At 60.3% G+C, this 12,951-nt stretch carries 13 protein-coding genes and 2 pseudogenes; 4 read left to right on the top strand and 11 right to left on the bottom strand.

What is annotated here, in order from left to right:
* Positions 1-28: 28 nt before the first annotated feature.
* Both J2J99_RS11995 and J2J99_RS11990 read right to left on the bottom strand, forming a co-directional pair.
* Positions 29-604: an acyloxyacyl hydrolase gene (locus tag J2J99_RS11995; RefSeq protein WP_168297003.1), complete on the bottom strand. Its 576-nt coding sequence runs from the start codon at positions 602-604 to the stop codon at positions 29-31.
* 122 nt (positions 605-726) lie between these two features.
* A complete protein-coding gene (locus tag J2J99_RS11990) occupies positions 727-2,145 on the bottom strand; it encodes an aminotransferase-like domain-containing protein (RefSeq protein WP_168297004.1) in 1,419 nt (472 codons plus the stop codon).
* An 81-nt stretch (positions 2,146-2,226) separates the two neighbouring features.
* On the opposite strand from J2J99_RS11990, the gene J2J99_RS11985 reads away from it, so the two are divergent.
* Positions 2,227-2,484 carry a DUF1127 domain-containing protein gene (locus J2J99_RS11985; protein WP_168297005.1) on the top strand — a complete coding sequence of 86 codons (258 nt, stop codon included), beginning with the start codon at positions 2,227-2,229 and terminating at the stop codon, positions 2,482-2,484.
* Positions 2,485-2,512: 28 nt separating this feature from the next.
* On the opposite strand, the gene J2J99_RS11980 is transcribed toward J2J99_RS11985, so the two are convergent.
* From J2J99_RS11980 to J2J99_RS11950, 7 genes are all read right to left on the bottom strand, one after another.
* Entirely contained in the window at positions 2,513-2,911 is a 399-nt protein-coding gene (locus J2J99_RS11980) for a hypothetical protein (protein WP_168297006.1), read from the bottom strand.
* An 84-nt stretch (positions 2,912-2,995) separates the two neighbouring features.
* The gene (gene purQ / locus J2J99_RS11975) at positions 2,996-3,667 is read right to left on the bottom strand and encodes a phosphoribosylformylglycinamidine synthase subunit PurQ (protein WP_168297007.1); all 672 of its coding nucleotides are present in this window, start codon (positions 3,665-3,667) and stop codon (positions 2,996-2,998) included.
* On the bottom strand, positions 3,664-4,218 hold the full coding sequence (locus J2J99_RS11970) for an RNA 2'-phosphotransferase (protein ID WP_168297008.1): 555 nt from the start codon (positions 4,216-4,218) through the stop codon (positions 3,664-3,666). The genes purQ and J2J99_RS11970 overlap by 4 nt, the downstream gene beginning before the upstream one ends.
* Positions 4,219-4,263: 45 nt before the next feature.
* Positions 4,264-4,506 carry a phosphoribosylformylglycinamidine synthase subunit PurS gene (purS, locus tag J2J99_RS11965; RefSeq protein WP_010017683.1) on the bottom strand — a complete coding sequence of 81 codons (243 nt, stop codon included), beginning with the start codon at positions 4,504-4,506 and terminating at the stop codon, positions 4,264-4,266.
* A gap of 15 nt (positions 4,507-4,521) precedes the next feature.
* Positions 4,522-5,286: a phosphoribosylaminoimidazolesuccinocarboxamide synthase gene (gene purC, locus J2J99_RS11960; protein ID WP_004676256.1), complete on the bottom strand. Its 765-nt coding sequence runs from the start codon at positions 5,284-5,286 to the stop codon at positions 4,522-4,524.
* A 271-nt stretch (positions 5,287-5,557) separates the two neighbouring features.
* Positions 5,558-7,810: a putative bifunctional diguanylate cyclase/phosphodiesterase gene (locus J2J99_RS11955; RefSeq protein WP_168297009.1), complete on the bottom strand. Its 2,253-nt coding sequence runs from the start codon at positions 7,808-7,810 to the stop codon at positions 5,558-5,560.
* Positions 7,811-7,901: 91 nt separating this feature from the next.
* Positions 7,902-8,459 (bottom strand): alpha/beta hydrolase, encoded by a 558-nt coding sequence (locus tag J2J99_RS11950; protein ID WP_168297010.1) that lies wholly within the window; start codon positions 8,457-8,459, stop codon positions 7,902-7,904.
* 173 nt (positions 8,460-8,632) lie between these two features.
* Here J2J99_RS11950 and J2J99_RS11945 point away from each other — a divergent pair, with 173 nt between their 5' ends.
* Positions 8,633-9,436 (top strand): DUF2189 domain-containing protein, encoded by an 804-nt coding sequence (locus J2J99_RS11945; protein WP_168297011.1) that lies wholly within the window; start codon positions 8,633-8,635, stop codon positions 9,434-9,436.
* Between the two features lie 104 nt (positions 9,437-9,540).
* Positions 9,541-10,032 carry a low affinity iron permease family protein gene (locus J2J99_RS11940; RefSeq protein ID WP_168297012.1) on the top strand — a complete coding sequence of 164 codons (492 nt, stop codon included), beginning with the start codon at positions 9,541-9,543 and terminating at the stop codon, positions 10,030-10,032.
* Between the two features lie 263 nt (positions 10,033-10,295).
* On the opposite strand, the gene J2J99_RS11935 is transcribed toward J2J99_RS11940, so the two are convergent.
* Both J2J99_RS11935 and tnpC read right to left on the bottom strand, forming a co-directional pair.
* The gene (locus J2J99_RS11935) at positions 10,296-11,357 is read right to left on the bottom strand and encodes a DMT family transporter (protein WP_168297137.1); all 1,062 of its coding nucleotides are present in this window, start codon (positions 11,355-11,357) and stop codon (positions 10,296-10,298) included.
* A 110-nt stretch (positions 11,358-11,467) separates the two neighbouring features.
* A pseudogene (tnpC, locus tag J2J99_RS11930) lies at positions 11,468-12,433 on the bottom strand (IS66 family transposase); the annotation flags it as partial.
* Here tnpC and J2J99_RS11925 point away from each other — a divergent pair.
* Positions 12,414-12,676, top strand: a pseudogene (locus J2J99_RS11925) (integrase core domain-containing protein); the annotation flags it as partial. The pseudogenes tnpC and J2J99_RS11925 overlap by 20 nt on opposite strands.
* Between the last annotated feature and the right edge of the window lie 275 nt (positions 12,677-12,951).

The raw sequence follows: 12,951 nt of genomic DNA, 5'->3' as shown, positions 1-12,951 counted from the left end.
GCAGGCTTTTCGTAAAGGCGGCAATTGCTCAGAACTTGTAGCCGATCTGAATGCCGGCGCGCGTCATGCCGTCGTTCGGGCCATCGCAGAGATTGGCATGTGAGGAGTGGGCAATCTGGGCCATTACGTTCCAATGCGGGGTGAAACGGTAGCCGGCACCGGCATATTCGTGGAAGAGGACGCGGCAGCCGAGTTCCGGGCCATGATCATTGTCGTCCAGGTCGCCGGTATGGATGACGCCGCCAAAGCCGGCTTCGGCAAACAGCTTGTCGTTGAAATCGACCGTCCAGGTGAATCCGGTGAAGAACTGGGTGGCTTCACCCGCGGTGCCGATCGAGGTGCCGAGGTGGACGCGTGGACGCAGCAATTGCTGCCAGCCAACGGCCTCTTCGTATCCGAAAGGGTCGAACAGAGCGGTAATCTCCGGGAAGACGCCGTCTTCCCCGGAACGGCCCGATTGTACCGAGGCAGAGACCCCGAAACGCAACTCATCGAATATTTGCTCGCTGGCATTTGCCGAACCTGCCATCGAGACGCCGGCTGCGGCCATCACTGATGCCAGCGCCAGGAAGCGCTGCGCGATCCGTCCGAACTCGACCCTCATCTGCTGTCCTTTGATTCGCACCAAGCATAGATAACAAAGAGGTAGCATGGGGGCGGGCGCGGTAAAGCGCTCTCGTCAGACGTGTGTGTGTTTTCCGAATTATGGCGTGTATTTGCAACAGGTCAGATTTCGCCGTCGTATGCAGAGCCGCCATTTTCCAGGAGCCGGCGCAGAATCATCAATCCGGCGATCAGCTCCTGCCCTGTCTTCGGCGAGGAAAAACCGACGCGAACGCGATGGTAGGATTTGTCCCCGCGCGCCGCCTTGAACTCGTCCTCGTCATCGACGAGCACGCCGTCCCGGAAGGCGGCGTTCTTGAAGGTGCCGGACATCCACGGCTCCGGCAATTTCAGCCAGAGGAAGGGCGCGTGCAGGTGCGATTCGAACTCGAAGCCCTGCAATTGCTCGCGGGCGATCCGGACACGCCGCGAAAGTTCCTCGACGCTCTGTTTGCGAATTTGGTGCGCCATGCCGCTTTCGACGAGGCGCGCGCAGGTTTCCGCCAGGATGAAGGGCAGGCCACCGGTGATCATCCGGTGCGTTACCCTGATACGCTGGGCGAAATGCGGCGGGCAGGCGACCCAGCCGCCACGCACGCCGGCGGCGACCGATTTCGACAGGCCGCTGACGAGAAAGGTGCGATCGGGTGCAAGCGAAGCGATCAGCGGCGTATCATCGTCGGCCATGCCACCATAGAGGTCGTCCTCGATCAGCCAGACGCCGTGTTTTCTGGCGATTGCCGCAATTGCTGCGCGACGCTCATAGGGCATGATTGTCACAGTCGGATTGTGAACGGTCGGCATCAGAAAGGCGAGCTTCGGATGCTGCTGCTGGCAGAGCCGTTCGAAATCATCGGGAATCACGCCCTGGTCGTCGAAATCGACGGTGACCGTGCGGCGGCCGAGAAGGCGGGCGCTGCGGCTGACCTGCGTGTAGCTCAGATTTTCGAAGACGATCTTATCGCCAGGCGCCGAGACGGCGGCAATGACCGATATCGCCGCGGCATGGGCTCCGAGCGTCGGCACGATGTTTTCGGCCTCCGGCGTCCAGCCACTGCGGGCAAGCCAGCGGCGGCCTGCCTCGAACCAGTTCTTCGGGAAGCTTCGGGAATAGGAGGAGATTTCGGAGAGATGCTGCTCGCCGATCTCCGCGAGAATGCCCGCTATGATCTTGCCCTGGCCAAGATCAGGGGCGGCGGTCGTGTCGAAACGGATCTTGTCGGCGGGCGCATCCTGGAGGCGGGTGCCGCCGAGCGAGATCGTCAGCGGATCGGTCTGTTCGCCGGGCGGCGATTCGGAACGGTTCAGTACATAGGTGCCGCGCCCGACTTCGCCGGCCACGAGACCGCGTTCATGCACAAGTGCATAGGCACGGCCGATCGTGCCGATCGTCACGCCGATATCATAGGCGAGGTTGCGCTGCGGCGGCAATTTGCTGCCGGCCGGCAGGGCGCCGCTGGATATCGCGGATTCAATGCTGTCGGCAAGACGCAGATAGACCGGTCCTGAGCCGCGGGAGAGATCGGGAAGCCAATTTGTCATGGTGACAATTGCTTATATTGTCACATTGTCCCTGTCAAGAGTAGGAGTCAATTCCAACGGACAACCGAGAGGATTCCTGGAATGTCTGCCTTGCCCGAAATGAAAATGCCAATTGTACCGATTGTCTCCTATGAAGACAGGAGACAGATCATTGTCCCCGACGCGCCCGCCGAGGCGACGACGCGTTTGCGGCGGATCTGGGCCGCAATTCTTCTGTGGCATCAGAAGCGAGAAGGCCGGCGCGCGTTGCGAGGCCTGACGGCGAGCGAACTCAAGGATATCGGGCTGTCGCAGTCCGATGCGGCGCGCGAAGTCAGCAAGTCGTTTTTCTGGGATTAATTCAGCTTACCGAACCTGGCGGCAATGGTCAGCGGCAGGCCTTGTTGCCGCCGGACCAGCGATTGACGTCGGCGGCGATGCGGCCGGCAACCGGTTCCTGCATCATAGGACCGAAAGCCTGCAGACGTGCCGGGCTGCCCTCGGCCTGCACGACGAGCAGCGGCCGGCTTTCAGGGCTCCCCTTGTGGACGAGCAGGATGCGCGGCCGGCCGGAGAAGGAATTGAGCTCCGGGGCGAGCTTATAGGCTGCAAAGGCCGGATCGGCCGATTTGAACCAGCAGGCATTGGCGCCGAGGGCCACGCGCTCCATGGTCGGCAGCGCAGCGCGATTCGGACCCGCTGCCGGTGCCGGCGATTGGCAGCTGGCGACGGCAGCTGCAAGAGCGGTCAGCACGGCGGCGTTTGCGACGGAGAGGCGAGGGCGCATGATCTGTTCCAGTGATCCGGATGACGGACTTTCGCATGCCATTGCCCGCAGAGGCCCTGCGGGCGGCATGCATTGAGGTTGGGCTCAGGCGGCGATGACGTCGAGCGCCGAAGCGAAGAGGCCGCGGCCGTCCGAACCGCCATGGGCGGCTTCGATGAGGTTTTCCGGATGCGGCATCATGCCGAGCACGTTACCCTTTTCGTTCATGACGGCGGCGATATCGTTAAGCGAGCCGTTGGGGTTGGTGCCCTCGGCATAACGGAAGACGACCTGGCCATTGCCCTCGATCTTCGCCAGGGTTCCTTCGTCGGCGAAATAATTGCCGTCATGATGGGCAACGGGGCAGCGGATGATCTGACCCTGCGCGTAGGCGCGGGTGAAATCCGTCTCGGCATTGACGACCTCGAGCTTGATCTCGCGGCAGACGAATTTCAGCGAGGCATTGCGCATCAGCGCGCCGGGGAGCAGGCCGGCTTCGACGAGGATCTGGAAACCGTTGCAGACGCCGAGCACTTTCACGCCCTTTGCAGCCTTGTCGATGATCGCCTGCATGACCGGCATGCGGGCGGCGATCGCGCCGCAGCGCAGATAGTCGCCATAGGAGAAGCCGCCGGGAATGACGATCAGGTCGACATCCGGGATTTCGGCTTCTGTCTGCCAGATCGTCACCGGCTCGCGGCCGGAGATCTTGGTCAGGGCTGCGATCATGTCGCGGTCGCGGTTGAGGCCCGGAAGTTGAACGACAGCTGATTTCATGGGGTCCCTGCGTCTGGCGAAAGATATTGAACTGGAACGCTTTCGGTGAGCCATACTCCATTGTCGGAGACAAAGAAAGAATGACCCTCTGAAAACATGCGGGCAGCGTCGACGCGAAGGATGACATGCTTGCCCTTGCGGCGCATCGCGACGATTTTCGCGGTTTCGACATCCGCCGACAGGTGCACGTGGTGCCGCAGCATCTTCTTCAAGCCCTCGCGTTCGATCGAGTGCCAGGCGGTCGCGGATGTGCCGTGGAAAAGATCTGCAGGCGGCTCGACCGCGGTCAGCGCGAGATCAATCTCGACGCTATGACCCTGGTTGGCGCGAATTCTGTTATCGGCGAGCGAGAAGCGCTTCTTCGGATTGTTTTCGACAATCTCGATTATATCGGCGCGGGAAACGTCATATTTCGACGCCACCGCTTGTTCGAGCGCATCGAACGAGACCCAGCCCTCGGCGTCGAGGATCAAGCCCGCGGCTTCCGGCGCATGACGCAAAACATAGCTCATATATTTCGAGACTTCCGTCTCCAGCTTTGCTTTCGTCATGACGCGCCAAATCCTCGAAGTCCGTCGGCCGACGGTTTGCGATCGTCAGTCGATCGCGATCGCGTAGTTCTCGATCACGGTGTTGGCGAGCAGTTTTTCGCACATCGCCTTGAGATCGGCCTCGGCCTTCGCCTTGTCGGCGCCATCGAGCTCCAGGTCGAAGACCTTGCCCTGTCTGATATGGCCGACGCCCGAGAAGCCGAGGGCGCCGAGCGCGCCTTCGATGGCCTTGCCCTGCGGATCGAGAACGCCGTTTTTCAGCGTGACGGTGACACGAGCCTTGATCACTTTGTCTATCCTGCCTTACTTGACGAGAACCGGGCCGGTGCCGCGCACAGGCTCATTTTCATTGATGATGCCGAGACGGCGCGCGACTTCGGAATAGGCTTCGAGCAAGCCGCCGAGATCGCGGCGGAAACGGTCCTTATCCATCTTCTCGCGAGTTTCGATATCCCAGAGCCGGCAGCTGTCCGGCGAGATTTCGTCGGCGAGGATGATGCGCATCATATCGCCTTCGAAGAGGCGGCCGCATTCGATCTTGAAATCGACGAGCTGGATACCGACGCCGAGGAAAAGACCGGTCATGAAATCGTTGACGCGGATGGCGAGCGCCATGATGTCGTCGAGCTCGGCCGGATTGGCCCAGCCGAAAGCGGTGATATGCTCTTCTGAAACCATCGGATCGTCGAGTGCATCGGATTTATAGTAGAATTCGATGATCGAACGCGGCAGGACAACGCCTTCCTCAATGCCGAGGCGCTTTGCAAGCGAACCGGCTGCGACATTGCGCACGACGATCTCCAGCGGGATCATCTCCACTTCCTTGATCAACTGCTCGCGCATGTTGAGCCGGCGGATGAAGTGGGTGGGAATGCCGATCTTGTTCAGATGGCTGAAGATATATTCGGAAATGCGGTTGTTGAGGACGCCCTTGCCGTCGATGACTTCATGTTTCTTCTTGTTGAAGGCGGTGGCATCGTCCTTGAAAAACTGGATCAAGGTGCCCGGTTCCGGACCCTCATACAGAATCTTTGCCTTGCCCTCGTAGATACGGCGGCGACGGTTCATCGTGGTCATTCTCTGTTGTTGGCGCTCTTGGGATAGCGCGAGTGGATCGATCTCGTGGCGTCCCCTTAAAGGAAAAGAGTCAGTTTCACAATCCGGCTGTCGCTCCTTCCCCGGTTTCGGGGTTTCTGGCCCCGGTTTCCGGATTTCGTGGCCTCGGCTCCCGGATTTTACGGAATACCGCCAAGGGAATCGAATGGATTCCCCAGACGAGTTTAGCGCCTTTTCCCCTACGGTGGAATGAAGGCGAAAAGGCGGGGCGATTATACAGGTTTTATTTGGTCGCTCTGCTTGGCAGCTCGCGGCTAAGATGGGCCTGCAGGGCCCGAGCGGCGGTTTGCCCCTGCCGCCAGCTGCCGGCGCGGACAAAGGAAGGGATCTGCATGGCCGGCATCGGCCGGGCGAGCGCGTAGCCCTGCAGCATGTCGCAGTCGAGTTCATCAAGAATGCGGATATGGTCCTCCGTTTCGACGCCCTCGGCGATGACCAGGATGTTGAGCGAGCGCCCGATGTCGATGATCGAGCCGACCAGTTTGCGCTGCTCGGCCGATTGCGGCAGCATGCGGATCAGTTCGCGGTCGATCTTCAGCGTCTTCGGGCTCAGGCGCAGCAGGCTGACGATCGAGGCGTGGCCGGTGCCGAAATCGTCGATCTGGATGTCGATGCCGAGCTTGCGCAGCTTCTTGAGGTTGGCCGCCACCGCCTCGTCGCAATCGTCGAGCGAGATCGATTCCAGCAGTTCGAAGGCGACGGCGCCGGGTTCTATCTTCAGGGCGCGGAGCTTCTTGCCGAGATCGGGATCGGCAAGCCGGCGGGCGGAAACGTTCACCGATATTTTCGGGACCGACAAGCTGTCCGTGATCCAGGCGCGACGGTCGGCCAGCGCGCGCTCCAGGATCAGCGCGTCGATCGTCGAGACGACGTCCAGATCCTCGGCGATATCGAGAAATCGGTCGGGCGTCAGCAACCCGTGCCGGGGGTGTTGCCAGCGGGCGAGCGTCTCGACGCCGGTGACATCGAGCGTGCGGGCATCGAATTGCAGTTGGTAGAAGGGCACGAATTCGTGGCGCTCGAGGCCGATCAGGATCTCGTCGGCGAGCCGCTTGGCCGAGATGATATCGCGGCGGGCCGATGCCGAGAAGAATTCGAAGCGGTTGCGGCCAAGCCCTTTGGCGCGATAGAGCGCGATATCGGCGTCGAGCAGGATCTGCTTGGCGTCGAGCCTGGCGCCATTATCGACGGCGATGCCAATGCTGGCGCCGAACCGGCAGTCGTGCCCCTCGTATCTGACGGGCTTGCGCAATTCGCGGATGATCCGTTGAGCAAGGCTGCCGATCTTCTTCGAGGCGGGGTCGACGGCGCAGAGGATGACGAATTCATCGCCGCCGATGCGGGCGACGAAATCGGCGGCGCGAACGGAGTGTCTGAGCACATTCGCCGCGTGCTGCAGCATGGCGTCGCCGGCTCGGTGACCAAGGGTGTCGTTGATCTGCTTGAAGCGGTCGAGATCGATATGGAGGATTGCCAGCGCAAGGCCCTTGGCGCGGCATTCGGCCGAGCGCTCGTCCAGCATCTTGTCCAGATAACGCCGGTTCGGCAGGTCGGTAAGGTAATCATGCAGGGCCAGGCGCTCGATGCTCTCCTTGGCGGCTTCGAGTTCGCGGTTGCGGGCCTCGGCCAGATCCTTGGCGCGCTGCAGCTCATTGCGCAGCGCGACGTCCTCGGTGACGTCCCAGTTGGCGCCGATCAGCTTGCGTTGGCCGTTGCCATCGACGAAAAAGGCTGAACGGGCGCGGATGATGCGTTCGACGCCGTCACCCCGGATGATGCGATATTCCTGCTGGAAATCGCTGCCGCTTTCGACGCTGCGGCCGGCCAGGCCGAGCACGCGCTCGCGGTCGTCGGGATGCAGGCTTTTCGCCCAGGCATCGCCCGCAATCTGGTGCGAGGCGCCCTGCAGGCCGTAAATGGCGATGAGGCGATCGTCCCATTCGACCGTATCATTCTCGATATCGGCCTCGAAGACGCCGATGCGGGAAATCTCCAGCGCCAGGTCGAGCCGGCGGGACAGGCGTGACAGCGTCTCCTCGGCTTCCTTGCGAGCGGTGATATCGATATCCGTGCCGACGACGCGCGTCGGCACGCCGTTCTCGTCCCATTCCACGCAGGCGCCGCGGCAGTCGATCCAGACCCAGTGGCCGTCCCTGTGGCGCTCGCGATACTGGAAGATCTGATAATCCGGATCGCCGGCGTTCTGGCGCTCGATGGCATGGGCGACGAAATCGCGATCGTCGGGATGGACGAGCTGCAGCCAGGCATCGTAATCGCCGGCGACCTCCTCGTCGGGCGCCATGCCGCGAATGGTTTTCCATGTGGGCGAGTAATATTTCCGGTTGAGACGGTAGTTGTGATCCCATACGCCAAGGCCCGAGCCGACCAGTGCATGGTTCCATCGGCTCTCCCGTTCCGCCAGTTCGGCATCGCCTTGCGGGCTTTCGGCCTCTGGATGGGCTTTCTTCACGGGCATTCTCGCTTATTCATCTCGGGCGCAGTCTGCTGTCTTTCCATTAAGAAAGACTTAGAAAGCAATTTCTGAATTAACGAGAAGGCGGTTTTCCTCAATCAGCGGAGAGACGGCTGAGGAACTGCGCAAAGACCATCGTGCCCTCTGGCCAGGGACCGTGACCGGAATCGGCATTGATATGTCCCGCTTCGCCGGCATCGACGAGAAAAGAGCCCCAGCTGCTGGCCATATCGTCGGCATGCTCATAGCTGCCGAACGGATCGTTGCGGCTGGCGACCGTGATCGACGGGAAGGGCAGCGGATCGCGCGGGTAGGGGCCGAAGGTCATCAGATGCTTCGGGCGGATGTCGGGATTGGTGACATCGGGCGGGGCGACGAAGAAGGCGCCCGCCACCCGGTTGCGGAAAAGCGGGATGGCGTGGATCGCCGAGGGCACGCCGAGCGAATGGGCGACAAGCACGACGGGCCGGGTCGAGGCGTTCACCTCCTCGGCGATGCGGGCGATCCAGTCCTCGCGGACCGGCTTCGTCCATTCCGTCTGTTCGACGCGCCGCGCCGTGCTGAGTTTCGCTTGCCAGCGGCTCTGCCAATGGCCCGGGCTGGAATTGGTATAGCCAGGGATGATGAGGATATCTGCGTCTGAGGCTTTCATAGTGCCGCCGATGTGAGAAAGCCTATCGAAGATGTCAAGAGGGGCATCAAGGAGAGAGCGACATGCACCTTGATATTTGTTATATTGCTCCAGTGCCGGTTGCGGATTTCGTATCGGCTTGCCCGCCGATGCGTGCCGCTGCCGACTAGCTCTCGGCTGAGGAGGAGAAAGCCATGGCGGCATTTCATGTCATGACGGGTGCCAGCGACAGCGTCGCGCGGCCCGTCGTCAATCGTATTGGCATTGCTGACGTCTTCGACGCATTGAAGCGTGGGTTCGACGATTTTAAGGAAAAACCCTCGCATTATGTTTTCCTGTGCCTGATGTACCCGATCGCAGGCGTGTTCCTGACGCTATGGACCTCCGGCGCCAACCTTCTGCCGATGGTCTTCCCGCTGATGTCCGGTTTTGTGCTGATCGGACCGATCGCGGCGATCGGCCTTTACGAGATCAGCCGCCGGCGCGAGGAAGGCCTCGATACGTCATGGACGCATGCACTCGAAGTGCGCCATTCGCCGGCACTGCCTTCGATCGTCGCGGTCGGACTGATGCTTTTTGCGCTTTTCGTCGTCTGGCTGGTGACGGCGCAGACGCTTTACACCAATCTTCTGGGAGAAGTGTTTCCGCGCACCATGACGGATTTCACCCGCCAGGTTTTCGGTACGGCTGAAGGCCTGCAGCTGATCATCTGGGGCAATCTCATCGGCTTCGGCTTCGCGCTGGTGGTGCTGGCTATCTCTGTGATCACCTTCCCGCTGCTGCTGGACCGCGATGTCGGGGCGGTGGTCGCCGTTGTGACCTCGATCCGCGCCACGATCGTCAATCCGGTGCCGGTGCTCCTCTGGGGTCTGATCGTCGCTGCACTCCTCGTCATCGGCACGATCCCGGTCTTTGCCGGACTTGCGCTTGTCATCCCGATCCTCGGCCATGCGACCTGGCATCTCTACCGCAAGCTGATTGCGCGGGAGACCGCGTAGCCACGGCCTTGCCCCCTCGGGGATTTCGGGTTTCGTTTCTCCGGGGAACCTCGAACCTGCCTCGGAGTTTAAATGTGGCTCCGAAGGATATTTCAGAGAGAACGATGAAGCATCTGTTTGCCCGCTTCGCAACCAAGACATCAGAATGGGCGGGCAAGCCCGTCATCTTCATCCTGGCGCTGAGCATCGTCATCATCTGGGCTTTGCTCGGGCCCTTCTTCGACTATTCGGAAACCTGGCAGCTGATCATCAACACCGGCACGACCATCATCACATTCCTGATGGTCTTCGTGCTGCAGAACGCGCAGACGCGCGACACGCGGGCGATCCAGGCGAAGCTCAACGAAATCATCCTGACAAGTCATGCGGAGAACCGCTTCATCGGCATCGAAAATCTCGACGAGGAGGAACTGAAACGCCTCGATGAACTGGTCGCCAAGGCTGCCAAGGGCCGGGGCGAGACCGAGGCTTGCAGAACAACGGAGGCCGTAGAGGCGTCTACGCCGAAAAAGAACGAGGCGCGTAAACGCCCCGCGAACGCTAAAGCCCCAAAGATAAAGCAACGGCCGCTTGAGAAAAGCCGAATTCCTAAATAGGATTCATATCGTTAATAGGGATTTTCGTGTGTTACCCGCCATTTCGCGAGTCGAAAACACACTCAGGCGGTAAACACAGATTTCCGGAGGGAAAAATGAACAACTCCTTCCTCAGAGAACCACAGGTCGAATTGTTTTGTCAGGCCTATTTTGTCGGATTGACGTTGGGTCATCTGCCATTTTTCTTCAGGGAATTGGGCGGTAAGCGGTGTGCCGCACACACATGCGGCCGACCATTGACGTCCAGGATTTCCGCACCGGCGCTATTTATGTGAATGACGATGGTGCAGATCAGGGTAATGTGCGTGCTTGTGCCGAAGCGGTTCGTGCCTGTGCCAGTGTGAATGCGGTTCATTGAATGGTCCGTCATGGACATGCTGGTGATGCTCGTCATGGACATGCGAGTGCTCGTGCTCCAGCGCGTCGTGTAAGTGGTCGTGGTCGTGGCGCTCGGCCAAATGAAGCCACAAGCCAATCCCCATGAGGGTTCCCGCACCAATGAGCTGAATCGTGATAGATTCGCCCAAAACAGGCACTGCAAGAGCCGCGCCGATGAAGGGAGCCAGCGAGAAGTAGGCTCCTGTCCGAGCGGTCCCAAGATGTCGAAGCCCTAGCATGAACATCACAAGGCTGACACCCACGCCGAGGAAGCCAACGAAAGCACCGGCCAAGACAAGAGCGGGGCTAGGCAGGGATGCGCCAAACAGGATGGCTAACACGAGATTGGTCGCACCGGCGACAAGCCCTTTGATCATCGCGATTTGGACTGGATCAGCCGATGACAGCTTGCGCGTGAGATTGTTGTCGATGCCCCATGACAAGCATGCTGCCGCGATAAGCAGGCCACCAACATCGAGTTGGAGTTTGCCGCCGTTCCATGACAGAAGCACAGCGCCTGCAAGAATGGCGGCTGCACCCAGCAATAGTCGCCGATCAACGTTCTCACGGAAGACAAGCCACGCAATGCCCATGGTCGCCAATCCCTCGAGATTGAGCAGCAGCGAACCCGACGATGCCGAGGTGCGAGCAAGTCCCAGCATCAAAAGCAGCGGACCGAGCACGCCCCCAAACAGAACGACCAGGAACAACCAGGGAGTATCTGTTCCTTGGAGTGGAGCCTCGACATTTGGCAGTCCGATCAGGCGGCGGCCTGAACTGAGGATGGCGAGGCCAAATCCGGCTCCCAAGTATAGAATTCCTGCCAACAGCCAGGGATCGATTGACCCCATGAGCAGCTTGGAGAGTGGCGCGGAGGCCCCAAACAGAACGGCTGAACCCAAAGCGAGCGGGACGCCGGGCCAAAGGTGGTGTCTCTTGTTGATCATGCGCATGAACTACCACAGGTCATGATGCTACAACCACTATCTTCTTACCGACAGGACTTTCCGGCTGTCTGTGTCGGATAGTTCCACGGCAAAAGTTCATCGACCCTGTTCTACTTGTAGTCGTTGACGATGGCCTCAGCGTCGCAGTCAGATAGGCGAATGGGTTAACGGCATCGAGCTTGCAGGTCTTGATGAGCGAGGCGATTGTCGCCCAGTTCTCGGCCCCGGCATCGTGTCCGGCGAAGAGGGCATTCTTGCGATTGAGCGCAATTGGTCCGATGGTCCGCTCGACGCTGTTGTTGTCGATCTCGATGCGACCGTCGGCCAGGTGGAACTGGAGACCCTCCCAGTATTTGGCGATGTGAGCCAGGGCTTCGCCGAGTGGGGACTTTGTCGCTACACGAGCGCCGTGATGCATGAGCCAGGTCTGCATGTCGGCGACGAGCGGCGCAGATCGTTCGCGCCGTCCAGCAAGCCGGGCCTCGGAATCGAGGCCGCGCAATTCCGCCTCGATCCGATAGAGTTCGCCAATCCGCTTCACGCCATCTTCCGCAATGGGTGCTGATCCGTTGCGCGTGATCTCGATGAGTTTGCGCCGAGCGTGGGACCAACAATAGGCAAGACGAATATCGGGACCAGTCCGCTCTGGCGTAATCAGTCTGTTGTATCCGGCATAGCCATCGACCTGCAGAATGCCGGTGAAGCCCTGCAATATCCGTTCGGCATGGTGCCCGCCGCGACCGGGTGCGTAGGTAAAGGCCACGCCCGGCGGTGCGCCGTCATTCCAGGGTCGGTCATCACGAGCCAGCGCCCAGAAGTATCCCGTTTTGGTTTTGCGGGAGCCGGGATCGAGAACCGGAGCACGCGTCTCATCCATGAAGAGCTTGGTTGACCGCTTCAGGTCCGCCATCAGGCGTCAAAGACAGGCCGCAGCTCATAAGCTGCCCGGCCGACCCAATCGGCGAGCGTGGAGCGGTCGAGATCAACGCCCTGGCACTCATGATCTGAGCCTGCCGGTAAAGCGGCAGATGATCGGCGTATTTGGAAACCAGCACATGGGCGACCGTGGCCTCCGACCAATCGGTTCGGATCGGGGCCGTCTTCCCCATCAATGGGCGGCTGCGAGACGAGTTCTTGAATGAAACTCTCTTCTCATCACTGACCCAAGCTCGATCAGCGCTCTCAAACTGGCGCAGCGATTAAAACACCCGCGACGTGATGCGATGCTGCGCAGCCGAAATGGCTCCGCACCGCAACCCGCCGCCACCGCCCCGAATACAGCAACCCAAAACCGCTGGAGCGAACTCAAAACTGGATAAAACTTGGGGCAAGGTCACTGTCATTTTGGCGATTTCCGCCGTACACACTTAGCCCTGAACGCCTTGCGAGATAAGCCATTGCTTCAACGCAGCGCAATCGTTGAACCACTGCCTTCTATATGCTGCAACCCACGTACACCCGGCGCGCTCTTCCTTGCATTGCTACCTGCAGCGGTCCGGCCCTGAGAATAGAAACGTGTGGCAGGATCGAGGTTCGCTAGAGAAGGTGAACGGGCGTGCGCGTAGATCGCCGCGATGGATAGCTTCTTTTCGAA

Origin of the sequence: Rhizobium binae (genome assembly GCF_017357225.1) — a bacterium.
Taxonomy (GTDB): domain Bacteria; phylum Pseudomonadota; class Alphaproteobacteria; order Rhizobiales; family Rhizobiaceae; genus Rhizobium; species Rhizobium binae.
This window is presented reverse-complemented; position numbering and strand designations above follow the sequence as displayed.

What these genes read in the sequence shown, in the direction of transcription:
- J2J99_RS11995 (WP_168297003.1), bottom strand. Translation starts at nt 604, where the DNA reads ATGAGGGTCGAGTTCGGACGGATCGCGCAGCGCTTCCTGGCGCTGGCA.
- J2J99_RS11980 (WP_168297006.1), bottom strand. Translation starts at nt 2,911, where the DNA reads ATGCGCCCTCGCCTCTCCGTCGCAAACGCCGCCGTGCTGACCGCTCTT.
- purQ (WP_168297007.1), bottom strand. Translation starts at nt 3,667, where the DNA reads ATGAAATCAGCTGTCGTTCAACTTCCGGGCCTCAACCGCGACCGCGAC.
- J2J99_RS11950 (WP_168297010.1), bottom strand. Translation starts at nt 8,459, where the DNA reads ATGAAAGCCTCAGACGCAGATATCCTCATCATCCCTGGCTATACCAAT.
- J2J99_RS11985 (WP_168297005.1), top strand. Translation starts at nt 2,227, where the DNA reads ATGTCTGCCTTGCCCGAAATGAAAATGCCAATTGTACCGATTGTCTCC.
- J2J99_RS11945 (WP_168297011.1), top strand. Translation starts at nt 8,633, where the DNA reads ATGGCGGCATTTCATGTCATGACGGGTGCCAGCGACAGCGTCGCGCGG.
- J2J99_RS11940 (WP_168297012.1), top strand. Translation starts at nt 9,541, where the DNA reads ATGAAGCATCTGTTTGCCCGCTTCGCAACCAAGACATCAGAATGGGCG.
- J2J99_RS11935 (WP_168297137.1), bottom strand. Translation starts at nt 11,357, where the DNA reads ATGATCAACAAGAGACACCACCTTTGGCCCGGCGTCCCGCTCGCTTTG.
- J2J99_RS11970 (WP_168297008.1), bottom strand. Translation starts at nt 4,218, where the DNA reads ATGACGAAAGCAAAGCTGGAGACGGAAGTCTCGAAATATATGAGCTAT.
- purC (WP_004676256.1), bottom strand. Translation starts at nt 5,286, where the DNA reads ATGAACCGTCGCCGCCGTATCTACGAGGGCAAGGCAAAGATTCTGTAT.
- J2J99_RS11990 (WP_168297004.1), bottom strand. Translation starts at nt 2,145, where the DNA reads ATGACAAATTGGCTTCCCGATCTCTCCCGCGGCTCAGGACCGGTCTAT.
- J2J99_RS11955 (WP_168297009.1), bottom strand. Translation starts at nt 7,810, where the DNA reads ATGCCCGTGAAGAAAGCCCATCCAGAGGCCGAAAGCCCGCAAGGCGAT.